20 protein-coding genes and 2 riboswitches are annotated in these 20,805 nt (G+C 67.2%); of the genes, 12 read left to right on the plus strand and 8 right to left on the minus strand.

Annotated features, from left to right (window positions below; genetic code table 11):
• Positions 1-19 precede the first annotated feature (19 nt).
• The 6 genes from ACSFA8_RS00265 to ACSFA8_RS00290 all read right to left on the minus strand — a co-directional run bounded on the left by ACSFA8_RS00265 (position 20) and on the right by ACSFA8_RS00290 (position 5,249).
• Complete coding sequence (locus ACSFA8_RS00265) at positions 20-1,330, minus strand: TRAP transporter large permease (protein ID WP_435477539.1); 1,311 nt, start codon at positions 1,328-1,330, stop codon at positions 20-22.
• 12 nt (positions 1,331-1,342) lie between these two features.
• A complete protein-coding gene (locus ACSFA8_RS00270) occupies positions 1,343-1,876 on the minus strand; it encodes a TRAP transporter small permease (protein ID WP_435478426.1) in 534 nt (177 codons plus the stop codon).
• A 79-nt stretch (positions 1,877-1,955) separates the two neighbouring features.
• Positions 1,956-2,921, minus strand: coding sequence for a TRAP transporter substrate-binding protein (locus tag ACSFA8_RS00275; RefSeq protein ID WP_435477540.1), 966 nt, complete (start codon positions 2,919-2,921; stop codon positions 1,956-1,958).
• A 14-nt stretch (positions 2,922-2,935) separates the two neighbouring features.
• Positions 2,936-3,760, minus strand: a complete 825-nt coding sequence (locus ACSFA8_RS00280; protein ID WP_435477541.1) for a putative hydro-lyase — start codon at positions 3,758-3,760, stop codon at positions 2,936-2,938.
• 90 nt (positions 3,761-3,850) lie between these two features.
• Positions 3,851-4,828 (minus strand): LysR family transcriptional regulator, encoded by a 978-nt coding sequence (locus ACSFA8_RS00285; protein WP_435477542.1) that lies wholly within the window; start codon positions 4,826-4,828, stop codon positions 3,851-3,853.
• A 7-nt stretch (positions 4,829-4,835) separates the two neighbouring features.
• Positions 4,836-5,249, minus strand: a complete 414-nt coding sequence (locus ACSFA8_RS00290) for a VOC family protein (protein WP_435477543.1) — start codon at positions 5,247-5,249, stop codon at positions 4,836-4,838.
• A 36-nt stretch (positions 5,250-5,285) separates the two neighbouring features.
• On the opposite strand from ACSFA8_RS00290, the gene ACSFA8_RS00295 reads away from it, so the two are divergent.
• From ACSFA8_RS00295 to ACSFA8_RS00320, 6 genes are all read left to right on the plus strand, one after another.
• On the plus strand, positions 5,286-6,545 hold the full coding sequence (locus ACSFA8_RS00295; RefSeq protein WP_435477544.1) for a cystathionine gamma-synthase family protein: 1,260 nt from the start codon (positions 5,286-5,288) through the stop codon (positions 6,543-6,545).
• 46 nt (positions 6,546-6,591) lie between these two features.
• Positions 6,592-6,963: a DUF2946 family protein gene (locus ACSFA8_RS00300; protein WP_435477545.1), complete on the plus strand. Its 372-nt coding sequence runs from the start codon at positions 6,592-6,594 to the stop codon at positions 6,961-6,963.
• A 107-nt stretch (positions 6,964-7,070) separates the two neighbouring features.
• Entirely contained in the window at positions 7,071-9,392 is a 2,322-nt protein-coding gene (locus ACSFA8_RS00305) for a TonB-dependent receptor (protein ID WP_435478427.1), read from the plus strand.
• 24 nt (positions 9,393-9,416) lie between these two features.
• Positions 9,417-9,917 (plus strand): copper chaperone PCu(A)C, encoded by a 501-nt coding sequence (locus ACSFA8_RS00310; RefSeq protein ID WP_435477546.1) that lies wholly within the window; start codon positions 9,417-9,419, stop codon positions 9,915-9,917.
• Positions 9,918-9,986: 69 nt separating this feature from the next.
• Positions 9,987-10,721 carry a PhaM family polyhydroxyalkanoate granule multifunctional regulatory protein gene (locus ACSFA8_RS00315; protein WP_435477547.1) on the plus strand — a complete coding sequence of 245 codons (735 nt, stop codon included), beginning with the start codon at positions 9,987-9,989 and terminating at the stop codon, positions 10,719-10,721.
• Between the two features lie 36 nt (positions 10,722-10,757).
• A complete protein-coding gene (locus ACSFA8_RS00320) occupies positions 10,758-12,035 on the plus strand; it encodes an FIST signal transduction protein (protein WP_435477548.1) in 1,278 nt (425 codons plus the stop codon).
• 98 nt (positions 12,036-12,133) lie between these two features.
• Here ACSFA8_RS00320 and ACSFA8_RS00325 read toward each other — a convergent pair whose 3' ends face one another.
• Together ACSFA8_RS00325 and ACSFA8_RS00330 are read right to left on the minus strand one after the other, a co-directional pair.
• Positions 12,134-13,402 carry a D-amino acid dehydrogenase gene (locus ACSFA8_RS00325; RefSeq protein ID WP_435477549.1) on the minus strand — a complete coding sequence of 423 codons (1,269 nt, stop codon included), beginning with the start codon at positions 13,400-13,402 and terminating at the stop codon, positions 12,134-12,136.
• A gap of 25 nt (positions 13,403-13,427) precedes the next feature.
• Positions 13,428-13,533, minus strand: a riboswitch (glycine riboswitch).
• 18 nt (positions 13,534-13,551) lie between these two features.
• Positions 13,552-13,640: riboswitch (glycine riboswitch) on the minus strand.
• 9 nt (positions 13,641-13,649) lie between these two features.
• Positions 13,650-14,381, minus strand: coding sequence for a helix-turn-helix domain-containing protein (locus ACSFA8_RS00330; RefSeq protein ID WP_435477550.1), 732 nt, complete (start codon positions 14,379-14,381; stop codon positions 13,650-13,652).
• Between the two features lie 123 nt (positions 14,382-14,504).
• Between ACSFA8_RS00330 and ACSFA8_RS00335 the strand changes: the two genes are divergently transcribed.
• The 6 genes from ACSFA8_RS00335 (at position 14,505) to ACSFA8_RS00360 (ending at position 20,689) form a co-directional block, all read left to right on the plus strand.
• On the plus strand, positions 14,505-15,374 hold the full coding sequence (locus ACSFA8_RS00335; protein WP_435477551.1) for a hypothetical protein: 870 nt from the start codon (positions 14,505-14,507) through the stop codon (positions 15,372-15,374).
• Positions 15,375-15,432: 58 nt separating this feature from the next.
• The gene (locus tag ACSFA8_RS00340; RefSeq protein WP_435477552.1) at positions 15,433-17,373 is read left to right on the plus strand and encodes an MFS transporter; all 1,941 of its coding nucleotides are present in this window, start codon (positions 15,433-15,435) and stop codon (positions 17,371-17,373) included.
• Positions 17,373-18,044 (plus strand): phosphatase PAP2 family protein, encoded by a 672-nt coding sequence (locus ACSFA8_RS00345; protein WP_435477553.1) that lies wholly within the window; start codon positions 17,373-17,375, stop codon positions 18,042-18,044. Before ACSFA8_RS00340 ends, ACSFA8_RS00345 begins: the two co-directional genes overlap by 1 nt.
• Before the next feature lie 154 nt (positions 18,045-18,198).
• Positions 18,199-18,657, plus strand: coding sequence for a hypothetical protein (locus ACSFA8_RS00350; RefSeq protein ID WP_435477554.1), 459 nt, complete (start codon positions 18,199-18,201; stop codon positions 18,655-18,657).
• A complete protein-coding gene (locus ACSFA8_RS00355) occupies positions 18,654-19,610 on the plus strand; it encodes a DUF2145 domain-containing protein (RefSeq protein WP_435477555.1) in 957 nt (318 codons plus the stop codon). Before ACSFA8_RS00350 ends, ACSFA8_RS00355 begins: the two co-directional genes overlap by 4 nt.
• 38 nt (positions 19,611-19,648) lie before the next feature.
• Entirely contained in the window at positions 19,649-20,689 is a 1,041-nt protein-coding gene (locus ACSFA8_RS00360) for a serine endopeptidase (protein WP_435477556.1), read from the plus strand.
• Positions 20,690-20,805 lie beyond the last annotated feature (116 nt).

The following is a 20,805-nucleotide window of genomic DNA, read 5'->3' on the forward strand; positions in this document are numbered from 1 at the left end:
GGCTGGCGTTGCGGGTGCGTCACTTCGCGGGCCCCATCACGAGGTCGGGCACGATCGTCACGATCTGCGGGAACACGGTGATCAGCCCGATGCAGAGCACCAGGCAGAAGAAGAACGGGATCGCGGCCCGCGCGATGCGGTTGCTGTCCTTGCCGGTCATGTTCTGCAGCACGAAGAGATTGAAGCCCACGGGCGGCGTGACTTCGGCGATCTCCACCAGCAGGATCACGAAGATGCCGAACCAGATGAGATCGAAGCCCGCCTTCTGGATCATGGGCAGCACCACGGCGGCGGTCAGCACGATCATGCTGATGCCATCCAGCGCCGTGCCGAGCACCAGGTACACCACCACCAGGCAGGCAATCAGCGCATAGGGCGACAGGTGCATCGAATTGACCCACTCGGCCAGCTCGCGCGGGATGCCGGTGAAGGCCATGGTCTTGGTCAGGAAGGCGGCACCCGCGAGGATGAACATGATCATGCAGCTCGTGCGCGCCGATCCGAAGAGGCCTTCCTTGAAGTTGCTCCACGTGAGCGAGCGGCTCCATGCCGCCAGGGCCAGCGCGCCGACTACGCCGTAGGCAGCGCACTCGGTGGCCGTGGCCCAGCCCGCCACCAGCGACCAGCAGATGAACACGATCAGCAATGCGCAGGGGATCAGGTTCCTGGAGAGGCGCAGCTTTTCACGCAGGCTGGTCGGTGGCTCTTCCGCGGGCATCAGTGCCTTGTTGCGCAGCGCCCACCAGGCGATGTAGGCGCAGAACAGGAACATCAGCACCAGGCCGGGCAGGAAGCCTGCCAGGAAGATGCGGATGATCGACGCATCGGCCGCCACCGCGTAGACCACCATGGTGATCGACGGCGGGATCAGGATGCCCAGCGTGCCCGCCGTGGCCAGCGAGCCGATGGCGATGTTCTCGTCGTAGCCGCGCTTTTTCAGCTCGGGCAGGGAAACCTTGGCAATCGTCGCGCAAGTCGCGGCGGACGAGCCGGACACCGAGCCGAAGATGCCGCAGCCCAGAATCGTGGTGTGGAACAGCCGCCCGGGGATTCGACCGAGCCAGGGCGCGAGGCCGGTGAACATTTCCTGGCTGAGCTTGGTGCGAAACAGTATTTCGCCCATCCAGATGAACAGCGGCAGCGCCGCCAGCTCCCAGCTGGCATTGCTTTCCCAGAAGGCCGAGAACAGGTTCAGGCCGGGCTGGCTGGTCGTGAAGAAGGCCTGGCCCACCCAGCCGCAGATCGCCAGCGTCATGGCAATCCAGACACCGCCGGACAGCATGAGCAGCATCAGCAGCAGAAGAATGGCACCGACGGTAAGGATGTCCATGGTCTTGGCCTTTCAGAGATCGGAAGAGAAGTCGCCCTGGGCGTGGCGTTCTTCCACCAGTCGCACGTAGGTCGGAATGCCGCCGCGGACAACGATCAGCAGTTCGTCGAGCAGCGCCACCAGGAACAGCACCGAACCGATGGCAAAGCTCATCTGGGGAATCCAGATCGGTATCGCCCAGAGTCCCTGCGCCAGTTCGTTGAACTGCCAGCTCTCGAAGGTGAACCGGCAGGCCCACCAGGCGAGGTAGCTCATCGCGACGCAAGCCACCGCGAGGCAGGCCAGCTCGAAGCGGCGCCGGTTGGGCACGGAGAGCTTTTCCAGCACCAGCGTGACCCGCACGAAGTCGCCGTGCTTGAAGGCATGGGCCATCGTCATGAAGGCGGCGGCGGCGCACAGCCACGACACCACGTCGGTGATGGCGCCGGTCTGAAAGCCGAACTGCCGCCCGAGCGTCTGGACCACCATCAGGATGCAGATGAGCGCAATGCAGCCCGCGCCCAATGCGCCGGCCACCAGGTAGGTGCGGTCGAGCGCGCGCCGCAGTGCGTGCGGCGCTGCCGATGGGGTGGCGGCGATGCCGTCCACGGGGGTGGCCATATCGGCGGTCAGCGACATGGGAGGCTCACTTCCGGGCGTACGCGTCGATGACCGCCTGGCCGTCGGCACCGGCCACCTTGATCCAGTCGGCCGTCATGCGCTCGCCGATGACCTTGAGTTCCTTCTTGAGGCCTTCGGCGCCGACGTCAACGGTCATGCCCCGGGCGGCCAGTTCCTTGATGTACTCCTCGTTCTTCTGCTCGCTGAGCTTCCAGCCGCGCTGTTCCGATGCCGCGGCCTGTTGCAGCACCGCGTCCTGCGTCGCCTTGTCCAGGGCCTCGAATGCCTTCTGGTTGACCACCACCGCGTTGCGCGGCAGCCAGGCTGCCACGCCATAGAAGTACTTGATGCTCTCGTACAACTTGCTGTCCACGCCACTCGCGCTGGACGTGAGGAAGTTGTCCACGCCGCCGGTGGCCAGCGCGGCCGGCAGTTCGGCCAGCTGGATCGTCACCGGCTGCGCACCCACCGCCGTCGCGATGTACGAGGTGGCCGGGTTGTAGGCGCGCATCTTGGTGCGCTTGAGATCCTTGAGGGTCGCCACCGGCTTGGTGGAGTACAGGCTCTGCGGCGGCCATGGCACCGTGTAGAGGAGCTTGACGCCCTGCGCGGCCAGCGTCTTCGCCAGCAGCGGCCGGGAAGCCTCGTCCAGTCGTTTCGAGTCTGCATAGCTCGTGGCCAGGAACGGAATGGAGTCGATGCCGAAGACCGGCGCTTCGTTCGAGGCGCCCGACAGGAGGAGTTCCCCGGCCGGCACCTGGGCCGACTGCACGGCGCGCTTGATTTCGTTCGCCTTGAAGAGCGAGGCATTGGCGTGCACCGCGATCTTGAGCTTTCCGCCGGTAGCCTTCTCGACGCCTTCTGCGAACTGCTGCAGGTTCTGCACCGGGAATGTGTTGACGCCGTAGCCGGACGGCAGATCCCACTTGACCTGGGCGGAGACGGCGCCTGCAGCCGCGGCAGCGGCCAGGCAGAGCATGAGTTTTTTCATCGGAGGTTCCTTGTTCAGAAGCTGGCGAGCTGGTGGTTGAAGAGATCGGTGATGAGCATCGCGCCCGGGGCGTGCGTGATGCAGAACGTGGGGCGGGCCTGCGCGATGGCCGCCTGGGGCGTGACGCCGCAGGCCCAGAACACGGGCAGCTCATCGGGCAGCACCGCCACCGCGTCGCCGTAGTCGGGTTTGGACAGGTCGGCGATGCCGATCAGCGCGGGGTCGCCGATGTGCACCGGCGCACCGTGCACGGCCGGAAAGCGCGAGGTGATCTGGATCGCGCGGATCGCGTCCGGCGCGCGTAGCGGCCGCATCGACACCACCATCGGCCCGCTGAAGGGGCCTGCAGCCTCGGTTGCGATGTTGCTGCGGTACATGGCCACGTTGCGGCCTTCGGCCACGTGGCGCAGCGGCAGCCCGGCTTCGAGCAGTGCCTGTTCGAACGAGAAGGAGCATCCGATCACGAAGGTCACCAGGTCGTCGCGCCAGAGGCCGGTGATGTCGGTCGGCTGCTCGACCAGCGTGCCCTCGCGCCAGACCCGGTAGCGCGGCACGTCGGTGCGGATGTCGATGTCGCGGCCCAGCGTGGGCAGCAGCGGCTGGCCGGGCTCCGACACGGCCAGCAGCGGACAGGGCTTGGGGTTGCGCTGGCAATAGCGCAGGAAGTCGTTGGCAAAGGCCTCGGGAAGGATGACCACGTTGCCCTGCACGTAGGCCTGTGCAGCGCCGCTGGTGTGCGCTGTCCAGTCGCCCTTGCGGATCATTTGCCGCACCTGGGCGGGATCCTGCAACGCGTCGCTGCCGGCGCCCTTTGGCGCGAAACCTGAAGTTGAGCCCACCGCATCTCCTAGTCGGAAACATGTCATCTGGATGACGATGGGCGGATTGTGGTGGGGGCTTTATCCCGCCGCAAACTCAAAAAATTTCGCTCAGCTCATCGATTTTGTCGATGCTCCAGAATGAGGCGCCTTGCGCTTCGAGGCGGTGCGCTTCGTCTTCTTCGCCGCGGCCGCCGGCAGCGCCTCTGGCTTGGCCAGGACATACGCGAAGGCCGACTCGACGACCGTCTCGACCGCCATCGACGACGGGTCGGCACGGAAGCTGGCGTGGATCGGCAGCGGCTGCAGCGCCGTGTCGCAAGACAGCTGCCGCAGGTGCGGGTAGCCCAGCAGCCGCTGCACCGCACGGCGCGGCAACGTCGCCACGCCGAAGCCGCCCTGCACCAACTGCACCATGGCCGAAATCGACGAGATGGTGTGAACGCGACGCGGCTCGATCTGCGCTTGCCGCAGCACGTCGAGCAATGCAACGTGCGGCTGGGAGCCGCGCTGGAAGGTCAGCAGATCGTGCTCCGCGAGTGCCGCCAGGGTGTAGCGGCGCTTGCGGTGCAACTCCTTGTTGCCGAGGAACACCATGTCCATCGGCGGCAGCGCGCGGCTGCGCACGCCATCGGCGGTGGCGGGCAGGGCCGCGAACACCAGATCCTGCGTGCCGCGGCGCACCTGCTCCACCAGGATCGGCGTGGTTTCAACCGTCAACTCGAGTTCGAGCGCCGGCTGGTCGATGCGCAATTTTTCGATCCACGGGATCAGCCAGGAGTGCAGCACCGATTCGATGGCGCCGATGCGCAGCGCCACCGTTGCCATCGGTGCGCCGGCGCCCATCTCGGACTTGAGCTCGCGCTGCAGTTCCAGCAGGCGCTGCGCATAGACGAAGAAGCGCGAGCCCGCGATGGTCAGGCGGAACTGCTTGTCGCGCCGGTCCAGCAGCAGCACGCCGAGCTCTTCTTCGAGCGCCGCGACCCGGCTGGACATGGCCGACTGCGTGAGGAACAGTTTTTCGGCCGCGCGCGTCACGCTCTTGAGCGACACCACCCAGTAGAACGCCTCGACAAAGCGCAGGTTCATGGAAGCTCTACTTGTCGTACAGCGTGGCGAGCGAGCGGAAGCCCTTGACCTCGATCGGGTTGCCGAACGGGTCGCGGAAGAACATCGTCCATTGCTCGCCGGGCTGGCCTTCGAAGCGCACCTGCGGCTTGAGCACGAAGTCGGTGCCGGCGGCTTCGAGCCGGTTGGCCAGCGCGCGCCAGTCCGGCAGGGCGAGCGCCAGGCCGAAGTGCGGCATCGGCACCATCACCTCACCCACATGGCCGGTGTCCGCGGTGGCGAAAGGCTCGCCGAGGTGCATCGAGATCTGGTGGCCGAGGAAGTCGAAGTCGACCCAGGTTTCGGTGCTGCGGCCTTCGACGCAACCCAGCACGTCTCCGTAGAAGCGGCGGGCGCCGTCGAGGTCGCGAACGTTGAAGGCAAGGTGAAATATGCTGTGCATGGCCGCAGCATAGCCGCGCACATCCCGAAGCACACCATGAAGCCAGAAGACGAATCCACGCCCGACCCGACCACCCGTCTCGTGCACGCCGACCGCCACTTCGACAAGGCTCTGGGCGGGGCGCACGGTGGCGTGCACATGCCGGTTCACACCTCGGTGCAGTACGGCTACGAGCGCGTGGAGGATCTCATCGGCGTGTTCCAGGGCACGGTCAAGGGCCGTTTCAACTATGCGCGCCAGGGTACGCCGACCACGGCTGCGCTGGAGTCCAAGCTCACGCAGCTGGAAGACGGCGTCGGCACGGTCTGCTTCGCGACTGGCATGGCGGCAGTGTCGGCGGTGTTCTTCACGCTGCTGCGCGCGGGCGACCATCTGGTGGCGAGCCGCTACCTGTTCGGCAACACGATCAGCGTGCTCGGCACGCTGCAGGGGTTGGGTGTGCAGGTCACGCTGGTCGATGCGACCGCCGCGCGGGCGGTGGCCGACGCGATCACGCCGGCCACCCGCATGGTGTTCGTCGAAACCATCGCGAACCCCGGCACGCAGGTGCCCGATCTGGTGGGCATCGGTGCCCTGTGCCGGCAGCACGGCCTGCTCTATGTGGTCGACAACACCATCACGTCGCCGGCCTTGTTCCAGCCGAAGACCGTGGGTGCGAGCCTCTCGGTCAACTCACTGACCAAGACCATCGCCGGCCATGGCAATGCGCTCGGCGGCGCCGTCACCGACACCGGCCTGTTCGACTGGACGGGCTGCGCCAACATCTTCGACGGCTACCGGCAGGGCGATGCGAAGCAGTGGGGCCTGACGCAGCTGCGCAAGAAGGCGCTGCGCGACATGGGCGGCACGCTGAGTTCGGATGCGGCACACCGCATCGCGGTCGGCGCCGAGACACTGGCACTGCGCATTGCGCAGACCAGCTCGACGGCGCTCGCACTTGCCACCTTTCTCGAGGGCCATCCGGCCGTGGCACGCGTGCACTACCCGATGCTGGCTTCGCATCCGCAGCACGCGATCGCCAAGGCGCACTTCGGCGCCGGCGCGTGGCTGTTCTCGTTCGAGCTGCGCGACGCCGACGCCTGCGTCGCCGTGCTCAACCGGCTGCAGTTGCCGATCAAGGCCACGGGCATGGGCGACACGCGCACGCTGATCATTCCGGTGGCGCCGACGATCTTCTGGGAGGTCGGAGCAGCACGGCGCGCCGAGCTCGGCATTGCCGAAGGGCTGATCCGCGTCTCGGTCGGGCTCGAGCGGGCGAGCGACCTGATGGCGGATTTCGGGCAGGCGCTGGCGTGATGCGCCGCGCGCCCGGCATGCCGCCGGCGCGATAATCGCCGTTCCCATGCTTGCTCCCCTGCGCCACGCCCTGCACATCGGCCTTCTCGGCCGCTTCGTGTTGCTGTGGTTCGTGCTGTCGCTCGGGGTTGCGGTCGCCTCGCCGTTGGTGCAGCCGCAGGCGATGGAACTGGTGTGTTCCAGCGCCGGTGCGGTCAAGGTCATCGTGCAGACCGACGACGGCGCGCAGGAACTCGGCGCGAGCCACATGGATTGCCCCTTGTGCGTGCTGACCGGCGCGCCTCCGCCGACCACGCCGCTCGCCGGGTTGCCGACGATTCAACCGCTGGGCCATGCCGTCCAGTCGATTCCGGCCGCGCGCATCGCCGCAGCCACCGCTGCGCCGCTGCCGCCGCGCGGGCCTCCCGCTTTCTCCTGACGCTGTCCATGTCGCAGCTGCTCGCGCCCGTGGTGCGGGCGCTGCAGGCCGTTTGGCCATGAACCAGGCTTCTGGAGATTCCGTTGAGAAAAAGAACACCCATTGCCATGGCGGCCGCCATCGCGTTTTCGGCGCCGGCCTGGGCGCAGGACGTCGACGGCAGCACGCGCACGCTTGGCACGGTCACCGTCACCGGTGGCCGGCCGACCTCGCTGCCGACGCAGATACCCACCACCATCGAGGGCACCACGCGCGAGCAGATCGAGGCCACGGTCAACGCCACCGACGCCGAAGACGCGCTCAAGTACCTGCCGAGCCTGGTGGTGCGCAAGCGCTACATCGGCGACTACAACCACGCCGTGCTGGCCACCCGCGCGTCGGGCACGGGCAACAGCGCGCGCTCGATGGTCTATGCGGACGGCATACCGCTGTCGAACCTGCTGGGCAACGGCGCCACCTTTGCGCCGCGCTGGGGCATGGTGTCGCCGGAAGAAATCGAACGGGTCGACGTGCTGTACGGCCCGTTCTCGGCCGCCTACCCGGGCAATTCGGTCGGCGCGGTGGTCGACTACGTGACGCGCATGCCTGAGACCTTCGAGGCGCACATCAAGCTCGGCGGCGCTGCGGGCAGGTTCGAGCAGTACGGCAGCAGTTCGTCACCTTCCGCGAACCAGCTCGACCTGTCGCTCGGCGGCCGCACCGGCGACTGGTCGTGGTGGCTCAGCGCCAACCGCACCCAGAGCAAGGGCCAGGCGCTTGTGTTTGGCAACCGGCTGCTCAGTGCCGGCACGGTGGGCAGCGCGGGCGTGCCCGTCACCGGTGCCGTGTTCGGCCTGAGCCCGACCAACCAGCCCTGGTGGCTGGTCGGCGGCAGCACGATATACGACACCGAGCAAACCCAGGCCAAGCTCAAGCTGGCCTACGACTTCTCGCCCACGGTGCGCGCCACCTACACGCTCGGTACCTGGAACAACAGCACCTACGGCGCGGTCGACAGCTACCTGCGCGACCGCAACGGCATGCCGGTGTATTCGGGCCGCGTCAACATTGCGGGCCGCACGTACAACCTCGATACGCCGAGCCCCGCGCTCGCGCCGACGCAGAACGACATCATGCACACGATGCAGGGCCTCTCGGTCAAGAGCCACACTGGTGGTGTGTTCGACTGGGAATTGTCGGGCAGCCTCTACGACTACGGCCGCGACTTGCTGCGCACGCCGACCGTGTCGGCCGGGTCGACGGCGGCGCAGGCCGCACTCTATGGCGTCTACCCCGGCACCGGCACGCTGGCGGGGTATGCGCCCGGACGCACCACTGACATGAAGGGCACCGGCTGGAACACGCTGAAGGCAGCGGGCACATGGCGCCCGACCGGCTCGGCCGAAGGTGTGGGTGCGCACGTGATCGACTTCGGGGTGCAGCAGGACACCGCGCACCTGCGCACACAGGTGCGCAACACGGCAAACTGGTACTCGGGCGCTTCGCTCACGCCGTTCTCGCAGTTCAACGGCAACACGCAGCTGCAGTCGCTCTACGCGCAGGACACCTGGCGTTTTGCGAAGGACGGGAAGACCACGCTGGGCCTGCGCTATGAGCACTGGACGGCCTACGGCGGCGAACTCGGCAATGCGACCAGCGTGCTCAGGTTCAGCGAGCGCAGCGAGAGCCACGTCTCGCCCAAGGCCGCCATCGCCTGGCAGGCGAACGGCGACTGGCTGTTCAAGGCATCGACCGGCCGCGCGATCCGCAACCCGACCGTGAGCGAGCTCTACCAGGGCCAGATCCTCGGCAGCACCATCGTCAACACCAACCCCGATCTGCGCCCCGAGCGCTCCTGGACGACCGAGCTCAGCGCCGAGCGTGCACTGAAGGGCTGGGGCGTCGACGGCCTGCTGCGTGCCACCCTGTTCTTCGAGCGGACGAAAGACGCGCTTTACAGCCAGACCGCGGCCAATGGCATCACGACGATCCAGAACGTCGATGCGATCCAAACGAAGGGGCTGGAACTGGCGGCCAATGTCTACGATGCCGGCATCAAGGGGCTGGAACTGGGCGGCAGCCTGACGCTGGCCGATTCGAAGATCGTGGCCAACAGCGGCTTTCCGGCGAGTGTCGGCGCGCAGCAGCCGCGCGTGCCGCGGGTGCGCGGGGCGCTGCTCGCCACCTACAGGCCCGATGCGAACTGGGCCTTTACCTTCGGCGCACGCTACAGCGGCAAGCAGTTCGGCACGCTCGACAACAGCGACCCGAACGGCTTCACCTACACCGGCTTCAGCAAGTACTTCGTGACTGACATCCGCGTGCGCTATCGCATCGACAAGCAATGGAGCGCGGCTGTCGGCATCGACAACCTCAACAACTATCGGTACTGGGCCTTTCATCCCTACCCGCAGCGCACCTTCGTGGCCGAACTCAAGTTCGACCTCTGACTCTCATCTCTTCAAGGAACCTTCATGAAACACTCGATTGCTCTCAAATCAATAGCACTATTCCTGACAATGGCGGGCGTTACAGCCACTTTCGCCCAGTCAAGTCCGGCCGCTGCGGTCGAGGTGAAAGACGCCTGGGTTCGGCCCGCCGTGCCGGGCCAGAGCGGCACCGGCGCCTTCATGAAGCTCATTGCGCCCGCGGGCGCACGGCTGGTCGGCGTGCAGACCCCGGTGGCCGGCGTGGCCGAGGTGCACGAGATGAAGATGGAGGGCGACACCATGCGGATGCGCGCCGTCAAGGGCGGGCTCGAGCTGCCAGCGCGCCAGACCGTGGAACTCAAGCCCGGCGGCTATCACGTCATGCTGATGGACTTGAAGCAACCCGTTACCAAGGGCAGCACTGTGCCGATCACGCTGCAGTTCGAGGACGCGAAAGGCACCAGGAGTTCGCTCGCGCTCAATGTGCCGGTGGGCATGCCGGCCGCGCAGCAGGCGCCTGCCGGTGCGCACGAGCACAAGCACTGATTCGGCCGGTAAAACCGGCAGTGCTTGGAGTAAGCTGCCACGAAACAACACCCTGCAGGAGACAAACCCATGACCGACGCGGCCAAACCTTTCAACTTTGCCAACTTCGTGCCCGGCTTCGATTTCCTGAAGAACCTCACCACGGGCGGTGCCGCCGGCGCGGCCAACGCCGTGCCCGGGTTGTCGGGCCTTGCGAGTTGGGTGGCCCCGACGCTGAGCGTGGAAGAAGTCGACAAGCGCATCCAGGAGCTGAAAACCGTGCAGTTCTGGCTCGACCAGAACCTCAACGCGCTCAAGGCCACGATCCAGGCGCTCGAAGTGCAGAAGATGACGCTCTCGACGCTGAAGGGCATGAACGTGCGCATGGAAGACCTGGCCAACTCGTTCACGCGCGCCGCCACCGTGGCCTCGCAGGCCTCGCCCCGTGCGGCCGCGCCGGTGGCCGCTGCTCCCGAGATGGCACCGCCGCCGCCCGTCCCTACGCCCGCTGCGCCCGCACCCGAACCGGCGCCGGAGCCCGACACCAAGACCAAGGGCAAGGCCGCATCCGCCGCGCCCACGGCTGGCGTGGTCGACCCGCTTCAGTGGTGGGGCGCGCTGACGCAGCAGTTCGAGCAGATCGCCAGCGGCGCCTTGCGCGATGCCGCCAGCCTCAAGGTGCCGTCGATGCTGCAATCGGCGGTCGATCAGGCTTCCGATGCGGTCAAACAATCCGTCTCCGTGGCCAGCGGCAAGAAGCCTGCGGCCGCGAAGAAGACGCCCTCCAAACCTGCGGCCAAGCGCGCTGCACCCAAAAGACGCTGAGCCGCGCCGGTCGCGGCTTCAGGATCGGACACTGACATGAAGCTATTTCCCTCCGGTCACGCGACCCACCCCCAGTGGCGAATGGCTGCCGGCCTGGTGCTGGCGCAGTTGCGCGCGCAGATGGCGCTGCCCGAATACGCGCAGTCGCCCACGCTGGGCCTGCTCTACATCACCGACCATTACGGTGCCGATGCGCAGGAGATCCTCGACCACCTCGGCGCCGAACTGCCCGAGGTCACCGACTGGGCCGGCACCGTCGGCATCGGCGTTTCGGCCAACAACGCCGAGTACTTCGATGAGCCCGCATTGAGCCTGATGCTGTGCGAGCTGCCGAGCGACCAGTACCGCGTGTTCTCGGGCGTGGCGCCCTTGGGCAGCGCCGAGATGGCCGGTTTCGAGGCGCACACGGCGCTGGTGCATGCCGACGCCGAAACTCCCGACCTGCCCGAACTCATCGGCGACCTGGCGGTGCGCACCGACACCGGCTACCTGTTCGGCGGGCTCGCGTCCGGCCGCGCCGGCGCGCTGCAGTTCGCGATCGGCGGCAACGGCAACATCAAGGGCCACGGCGCGGCCGGCGGCGTGTTCCGTGGTGGCCTGTCGGGCGTGGTGTTCGGCGAGGGCGTGCGGCTGGTGTCGCGCGTCACGCAGGGCTGCCAGCCGCTGGCGGGCGGGGCAGGGCGCGAACGCGAGATCACCGAGGCCGACGGCAACGTGCTGCTCACGCTCGACGGCGAACCCGCGCTCGACGTGCTGCTGGCCGAACTCAAGGTGTCGCTCGACGAACCGCAGGAAGCCATCGACGCCGTGCGCGCCACGTTGATCGGTCTGGTCGATGCCGGCAATGACGGCGTGCGCCGCACCGGCGACCTTGGCGCCGACGTGCTGGTGCGCCACATCATCGGGCTCGACCCCGCACGGCGCGGCGTCGCCATCGCCGACCGGGCCGAAGCCGGCATGCGCATGAGCTTCTGCCGGCGCAGCGCACAGGCCGCGCGCGCCGACCTCATGCGCATCTGCGCCGAGATCCGCGAAGAGCTGGAGCCCGAAGAGCAGACGCTCGAAACCGCAACCGCCATCGCAGCCGGCGAGGCCGAGCGCGCGCCGCACCCGGCGCGCCGCGTCGCCGGGGCGGTGTACGTGAGTTGCTCGGGCCGCGGTGGCCCGCACTTCGGCGCACCAGGTGCCGAGTTGCAGATCGTGCGCCATGCGCTCGGCGACGTGCCGCTGGTCGGCTTCTTCGCCGCCGGCGAAATTGCGCGGCACCACCTGTATGGCTACACCGGCGTGCTCACCGTGTTCACCTCCGACTGAGCCTTCTCAGGCCGACAACGCGCGCGGCCGGGCCGTCGGCCACGGCCACGCGCAGATCGGCGGCGCTGGCCGCGAGCGGCGCCAGCAGGGCAGCGGCCTCAGCCCTGCGTGAACGCGAAGTCCACCTCGGGCGCGAGCCCGCTCACGATGCGCGCGATCGATCTGCCGGAGCCGCACGAGTGCGTCCAGCCCAGCGTGCCGTGGCCGGTGTTCAGGAAGAAGTTGGGCAGCTTCGTCTTGCCGATCAGTGGCACGTTGCTCGGCGTGGCGGGGCGCAGACCGGTCCAGAACTGGGCCTGCGAGGCATCACCCGCGCCCGGGAACAGCTGCTCGACGCGGCGCACGATCGCTTCGCAGCGCACGCGGTTCAGGTCGCGATCGTAGCCATTGAGTTCGGCCGTTCCGGCGATGCGCAGGCGGTCGCCGTCGGCGGCGGTGTAGCGCGAGAACACGAGCTTGAACTCGTCGTCGGTCAGCGAAACCTGGTGCGCCTTCGAGGCGTCCTTGACCGGCATCGTCACCGAGTAGCCCTTGGCCGGGTAGATCGGCAGGCGGATGCCGAGCGGCGCGGCGTAGATCGGACTCAGCGAGCCCATCGCGAGCACATAGGCGTCGCCCACGATGCGCTGGAAGCGGCCTTCGCTGTCGGTTGCCTCGACGTGCTCGATCTTGCCGCCGGCCTCGCGGATCGCAGTGACCGTGTGGCTCATCAGGAACCTGACGCCGGCCGCTTCGCAGAGCTTGACCAGCTCGCGCGCGAAGCGGTTGGCGTCGCCCGACTCGTCTTCGGCCGTGTAGGTGGCGCCGGCCAGCTGCGGGCGGATGTGGGCCAGCGCGGGCTCGATCCGCACCGCCTCGTCGGCCGAAATCACCTGTCGCTCGCAGCCGAGGGCACGCATCTGTTCGGCCGGCTTGAGCGCGCCGTCGAACTCTTTTTGCGTCGTGTAGAAGTGCAGGATGCCTTCGGTGCGCTCGTGGTACGCGATGCCGGCCTCGCGGCGCAGCGCCTGCAGCATGTCGCGGCTGTAGCTGCCCAGGCGCACGATCTGCGCGATGTTGTGCCGGGTGCGGGCCGGCGTGCATTCGCGCAGGAACTGCAGGCCCCAGAGCCACTGGCGCCTGTCGGCGCGGATGCGGAACAGCAGCGGCGCGTCTTCCTTGCCGAGCCATTGCAGCACCTTGAGCGGCGCGCTCGGGTTGGCCCAGGGCTCGGCATGGCTGACGGATATTTGCCCGCCGTTGGCAAAGCTGGTTTCGGCGGCCGGCGTGGCTTGCCGGTCGATCACGGTCACTTCGTGGCCGAGTTGCTGGAGGTAATAGGCCGAGGTGACGCCGAGCAAGCCGGCGCCGAGAACGATCACACGCATGGAAGAGCCTCTTCGATAGAAGGTGGCCGCTCCCCCTGTCCTTGGTACCTGAGAGATTCAGCCGCTGCGCCCGCAGTGGCCTTGCTCCTTCGGTGCATCACAGGATGTGATGGCTCTCCAGACGGCGTTTCAATGTGTGCAGTACGCAACCGGGATCGACCGGTTTACCTGAGCGTTCATGGGAGTTTGCGCCTTCGGTGGGGCCGCTTGGCGCGGCCCGCTCTCCTGCAGAGCCCGAGTTTAGCCGTTACCGGCGCAGCCGCGTGAACGCCTCGAACTCCCAGTTGCGCATGCCCAACACCAGCGTGTAGCCCTCGCGGTCTTTCTCGGCGATCTTCTGGTCGGTCTGGTGCTGTTGCGCGAAGTCCTGCGCAACCCGCTGCAGCCGTTCGCGGAACGACGGCGCCAGCGCCCGGCTGATGGTGCCGTGCACCAGCATCAGCGCTTCGGCCGGGCCGTCGAAGCCGCCGCGGTAGTAGTCGAGCACCACGTTGTCGCGAAAGAACTCCATGAAGGGCCCGTGCGGCCGCCAGCGGAAGGTCTTGGCCAACTTGAGGCGGTAGCGGTTCATCGGCCGCAGCTCGATGATGCCGATCCGGTCGAGCTGGGCAAAACAGACGATGCATTCGGCCTCGGTGATGCGGTAGGCGCCCGTGATCTGCTCCAGCGTCCACTGGCTCAGCACGTTGATGGCCACCAGCAGCAGCTTCTTGTCCTTGACCACGGCTTTCTCCTGCTCGTGCGTCAGTTCCTTCAGCAGCGGCTGGGCATCAGCCACGCGCCGCGCGAGTTCGGCAAAGTCGAGCTTGAGCGCGCGGCAGATGGCATCGACCCGCGACAGCGGCATGTCGCCCTTGGCCAGCATGCGCTTGACGCTGGACTCGGCCATGTCGAGCGAGCGCGCCAGGTCGGCGTAGGTCATGCGGGCGCTCTTGAGTTCGTTCTTGAGGGCGAGGACGAGGTCGACGGTGGTGCTCATGATGGATTGGGTACCTCTTTTTGATACTGAAAGTCGTAAAAAAGTGCTCCGTATCGATTTTCGATGCCCCGGGCCAGGTTGACAACCTACATTCCGCCGCACACCACCTACCGGAGCCCTGCCATGAATTTCTTCTCCGTGCGCCGCCCGTTCGCCAGCCTGCAACCGCGTGAGGCCGGCCTGCTCGGCGTCCTTGTGTTGTTCACGCTGCTAGCGCTGTTCGGGCCGGAACTGCCGGCGCGGGCTGGCGGCGGCACCCTGTTGGCCGACAGCCGCGAATGGCGCGGCCTGCCGAACGCGATGGATGTGTTGAGCAACCTGCCGTTCTTCGCGATCGGCCTGTGGGGCCTGATCCGGCTGCACTGGCTCGACCATGCGCACGAGCGGGCACAAGCCGCGATGCCGACGCGCCCCCACGCGCTGGTCGAGCCGCCGATCGACGCGCTCGACTGCGCCTGGCTGTTCTTCGCGGGCTTGATCCTCACCGCAGCGGGGTCGGTCTTCTATCACCTCCAGCCCGATGCGCTGCGCCTTGCCGCGGATCGCGCCGGCATGGCGGTGGCGTTTGCAGGTCTCATCGGCATGGCCGTGTGCGAGCGGGTCAGCCACCGTGCCGGCTGGCCGGCCGCCTGGTTCACGCTGGCCGCCGGTCTGCTGGCGGTGGCGGTCTACCACGAGACGCGCAACGTGATGCCCTGGGCGGTGGTGCAGTTCGGCGGCATGCTGCTGGTGCTTGGGCTGGCGTTGCTGCGACCGGTAGCCGGCGCGTGGGGCCTGCGGCTCGGCTGGGTGATCTTCTTCTACGCGACGGCAAAGCTGTTCGAGATGGCCGACGGTGCGGTCTACGAGGCCACCGCGCAGCTGGTGTCGGGCCACAGCCTCAAGCACCTGACCGCTGCCCTGGCAGCGCTCCCGGTGCTGCTGACGCTGCGCACGGCAGAGCGCCACACGCTCCTGCGGCACAATCCGGGCGCACCGACCGCTACGGCGTGAAGGCCGCGCTGCGAACGCCGTCCCGGCCATGTCGAGGCACCACGAGGCACAACGATTCATGACAACAACGACTGCCGCTGCCCCCGCCACCGAAGCGCATGCCAACCAGTTTGCGTTGCTCGGCCAGCGGCGTTTCGCGCCGTTCTTCTGGACACAGTTCGCCGGCGCGGCTAACGACAACCTGTTCAAGTTCGCCTTCACTGTGATGGTGACCTACCAGCTCCAGTTGAGCTGGATGCCGCCGGCAATGGCGGGGCTGGCGATCGGCGCGCTGTTCATCCTGCCCTTCCTGTTGTTCTCGGCGACGGCCGGCCAGCTCACCGACAAGTTCGACAAGACGAAGATGATCCGCTTCGTCAAGAACCTCGAGATCGCGATCATGCTGCTCGCGGCCTGGGGCTTCGTCCGTGCCGATGCGGCGGTATTGCTGGGCTGCGTGTTTCTCATGGGGCTGCATTCCACTCTGTTCGGGCCGGTCAAGTTCGCCTACCTGCCGCAGGTGCTCGATGCGCGCGAGCTCACCGGCGGCAACGGCATGGTCGAGATGGGCACCTTCGTCGCGATCCTGCTGGGGCAGGTGGCGGGCGGGCTGCTGGTTGCGATGCCGGGCATCGGACACACCACGGTGGCGGTGGCATGCGTGCTGCTTGCACTGGTCGGCCGCGGCGTCGCGCAGGCCATCCCGCCCGCACCGGCCACCGATCCGGGCCTGGTCATCAACTGGAACCCTTTCAGCGAGACGTGGCGCAACCTGAAGCTGGCGCACGGCAACATCGTGGTGTTCCGTTCGCTGCTCGGCATCTCGTGGATGTGGTTCTTCGGCGCGGTGTTCCTGAGCCAGTTCCCGAGCTTCGCCAAGGAGGTGCTGCACGGCAACGAACAGGTGGCTTCGCTGTTGCTGGTGGTGTTCTCGGTCGGCATCGGCATCGGTTCGCTGCTCTGCGAAACGCTGTCGCGCCGCCAGGTCGAGATCGGCCTGGTGCCGCTGGGCGCAATCGGCATGAGCGTGTTTGCCATCGATCTCTACTTTGCCTCGCGCGCATTGCCGCCAGCGGCCGAGATGGGGCTCGGTGCTTTCGTGCGGCAGCCGGCGCACTGGCGCGTGATGGCCGATCTCGGGCTGCTGTCGCTGTTCGCCGGGCTCTACAGCGTGCCGATGTATGCGCTCATCCAGCTGCGCAGCCAGCCCACGCACCGCGCGCGGATCATCGCCGCCAACAACATCCTCAATGCCCTCTTCATGATCGGCAGTTCGGTCATCGCCGGTGCGCTGCTCGGCGCCGGCTTCACCATTCCGCAGATCTTCCTGTTCACCGGGATCGCCAACGCGGTGGTGGCGTTCTACATCTTCATGCTGGTGCCGGAATACCTGCTGCGCTTCGTTTCGTGGGTGCTGTCGCACTTCGTTTATCGCTTCAAGGTGCGTGGCGAACAGCACATTCCGGCAGAGGGGGCGGCCATCCTGATCTCCAACCACGTGAGCTTCGTCGACGCGGTGCTGCTGATGGCGGCGAGCCCGCGGCCGATCCGTTTCATCATGGACCATCAGATCTTCCGGGTGCCGGTGCTGGGCTGGCTGTTCAAGCTGGCCAAGGCGATTCCGATCGCGCCGCAGAAAGAAGACCCCGCCGCCTATGAAGCCGCCTTTGCGCAGGCCGTGCAGGTGCTGCGCGAAGGCGATCTGCTCGCGATCTTTCCCGAGGGCGCCCTGACGCGCGACGGCGAATTGCAGCCGTTCAAGGGCGGTGTCATGAAGATCGTCGACAGTGCGCGCAGCCAGGGTATCGAGGCGCCGGTGATTCCCATGGCGCTGAGCAACCTCTGGGGCTCGTACTTCAGCCGCATCGAAAGGCGCGGCGACAAGAACATCGCGATGGCCAGGCCGTTTCGCCGCGGTTTCTTCAGCAGCGTCGGCCTGCACGTGGGGGGTGAGGTTCCGCCGGCCGAAGTGCAACCCGACGCGTTGCGACAACGCGTGCATGCGCTGCTCGTGAGCTGATGGCGTCTCTGCGCCACGCTCTGTGGCAAGTCATCGCGTCGGTGCCGGAGTCGTTCTGGCACGCCTTGACCTGGCTCGGCGACAGCGGCCTGCTGCTGCCGGCGGCGGTATCCATCACGGTGTGGCTCGCGCTGGCGCGGCGTACCTGGCCGACGGCGGCGCTGTGGGTGCTCGTGTTCGGCTGCGGCAGCACGGCGATCCTGATCTCCAAGCTGGCCTTCATGGGCTGGGGCATCGGCAGCGCGCGCTTCAATTTCACCGGCTTCAGCGGCCACACTGCGATCTCCGCGAGCGTCTGGCCGGTCGCGCTGTGGCTGATTGCCAGCCGCCAGAGCCATCGCGTACGCGTCGCAGCCGTGCTCACCGGTTGGGCCCTGGCCGCAGCCATCGGCGCGTCACGGTTGGCGTTGTTTGCGCATTCGGGGTCGGAAGTGGCGGCCGGCTACCTGCTCGGCGTGGCGGTCAGCGCCAGCTTTCTGGTGTTGCAGCGCGGGCGCCCGCACTCGCGCATCCCGGGGCTGCTGGTTGGGCTGAGCCTGCTGGTGCCGCTGACCTTGCTCAAACCCGGCACCCCGGCGCCGACCCAGAGCGCGCTGGAATTGGTGGCGATACGTCTGGCCGGTGTGGAGCGGGCCTATACGCGCGAAGATCTGCTCCGGCGACCCGGGTAGCGTTGGGATAGGTTGGTATCGAAATGCGATACCTCGAGAGCATCGAGTCGCCACTGGTGCAGTATTGAGAGGCTTTTGGAGCGGGTGCGCCACATCATTCGCACACCTTCAACACGCCGCGAGGCCCACCATGCAAACCCGTTCCGGAATCCCCATGAAAAAGTCGTTCGCAACCCTCCTGATCGCAGCCTGCGCCGCGGTGGCCGGCGTGACCGCGCCGCTGCAGGCCCAGGCCCAGAGCGAGGCCTCGGCCGCACTCTCGATGCTGCCGGTGGCGTCGGTGGTCGGCGCCGCTTCCGTGGCGGGCAGCGCGGCCAGTGCCGTGGTCGCGTTGCCGGCAGCGCTGTCGGTCGGCGGTGCGGTGCTCACCGTGGTGGCGGTCGAGGCTTCGGCCGATGGTGCCGTCTACCTGCTCGAGCGTGCCTCGGACGGCGCGCGCGCCAGCGTCAAGGTTTCGGGGCGTGTCGCGCAGGGCGCCTCGCAGGCGGTGGGCACCACGGTGCTGGTCAGCGTGATCGGCAGCGGTGTGCTGCTGTCGGTCGCCGGCGAAGTGCTGGCCTTCCTGCCCAACGCTTTGGGCCGCGCCCTGTTGCACAACGAGAGGCTGGGATGAACTTCCGCCATTCGTCGCTGAGCTCGCTGCCGCCCGAGGAGGTGTTGAACGCACTGCGGGCGGCCCGGGCCGACGCCGCAACGACCAACTTCGGCCCGTACGACAAGGAAGATGCCCTGCAAGTGCCGCGCTGGCAGCGCGTGTTACGAACCGTGGCCCGGGCCGCGCTGGTGGTGGCTGCGGTGGTGCTTGCGGGAGTGTTCCTGTTCCCGATCGAGGCCCATGCCGGCCGTTCCTGCGAAGCAATCAAACCCACGCCAGCGCTCATCATGAAGGGCATGCAACTGGCGGAGCGCACCTCGGCCGCGCTCGATGCCAGCGGTGCGCGCGTGGTGGTGCTGGCGCGTGCCGGACAGAACCTAGAGAAATACGGCTTGCAGTACTCGCACCTCGGCCTGGCCTACAAGACCGACGCCGGTGCGTGGCGCGTGGTGCACAAGCTCAACCAGTGCGGCAGCGCTGTCGCGGCGGTCTACCGCCAGGGTCTTGGCGAGTTTTTCCTCGACGACCTTTGGCGCTATGAAGCGGCGTGGGTGGTGCCGACGCCGGTTGTGCAGGCACATCTGTTGACGGCGCTGCAGGCGCCGCCCGCCGCCGTTGTGCGGCTTCACAGCGCGCCTTACAACCTGGTGAGCTATGCCTGGGGCCAGAAGTACCAGCAGTCGAACCAGTGGGCGATCGAGACGCTGGCCGGCGCGATGGAGCCGGACACGATCCGCAACCGCGGCCAGGCGCAGGCCTGGCTGCAGTTCAAGGGCTACGAACCGGGCACGCTGAGGCTGGGAGCGCTGACGCGGCTGGGCGGCCGGATCAGCGCGGCCAACGTGGCTTTCGATGACCACCCGAACGAGAAGCGCTTCTCCGACCGCATCGAGACGGTGACCGTGGACTCGGTGTTTGCATGGTTGCCGCGGGCCGGCCTGGGCGCCGCGCCGGTGCGTTTGAAAATCTGAGCCGAATCCACCCGAGAGAAAACGAGAAAGAAGATTTCATGAGCAAGTCGTTGCGTTTGTCGGAGAAGTGGTTCCGCCGGGGCCTGTGGGTCGTGGCGCTGGTGTTTGCAAGCTTCCTGATCGGGCTCGGCGGCACCGTGGTGGGCGACCTGCCGCAGGTCGAGCATCAGCGCACGCTGGACGACTTCATCGACAAGCCGGCCGCCGACCCGTTGCGCGCGGCCGTCAAGGAGGCGGGTCGCGCTGGCCGGCAGGCGCAGCGCGACCTGGCGCAGGCCGAGCTGAAGCTGCAGACCGCGTCGCAGGCCAGCGAGAACGCCCGCGAGACCTTTGCCAACTGGGTCGCCACGCGCCGCGCCACGCAGCAGCCGGATCAGGATGTGGAACTGATCGCCCGCACCAAGGCGCTCGATGCACTCAAGGCCCGGGTAGACGCCGAGCAGCAGAAAGTCGATGCGCAGCGGCAAATCGCGCTCGATGCACACCAGGCGCAGGAGCGCGAGCAACAGAAGCTCGGCGTGCTCGAGCGGGACGCGCAGATCCGGATGGATGCGGACTATCGCCGTGTCGAACTGCGCGTGTTCGGCTACCGGCTCGCGCTCACGCTGCCGCTGCTCGCCATCGCCGGCTGGTTGTTCGTGAAGAAGCGCAAGGGCACCTACTGGCCGTTCGTCTGGGGCTTCATCTTCTTTGCGCTGTTCGCGTTCTTCGTGGAACTGGTGCCCTACCTGCCGAGCTACGGCGGCTATGTGCGCTACATCGTGGGCATTGTGGTCACGGTGCTGGTGGGGCGCTATGCCATCGTCGCGCTCAACCGCTACCTTGCACGCCAGAAACTGGCCGAAGCACAACCCGACCAGGTGCGGCGCGAGGAGCTGAGCTACGACACGGCACTGGCACGACTGGCCAAGAGCGTCTGCCCGGGCTGCGAGCGACCGGTCGACCTGAAGAACACCACCATCGATTTCTGCCCGCACTGCGGCATTGGCCTGTTCGACCATTGCCGTGCTTGCGACACACGCAAGAGCGCGTTCTCCCGGTTCTGTCACGGGTGCGGCACGGGGGCGGCCGCCGCGTGAAAAAGCGCGCGCTGTAAGCGTGTGTAAGAGCCGACCGATCGACCACTTCCGCACGGACGCACGACGCCTCGTCACATTGGCGCGCGCAGTCGCGTGATAGAACCTCGGCCTGCGTT

It is taken from the genome of Variovorax nitratireducens (assembly GCF_051216545.1).
In the GTDB taxonomy this organism is placed as follows: Bacteria; Pseudomonadota; Gammaproteobacteria; order Burkholderiales; family Burkholderiaceae_C; genus Variovorax.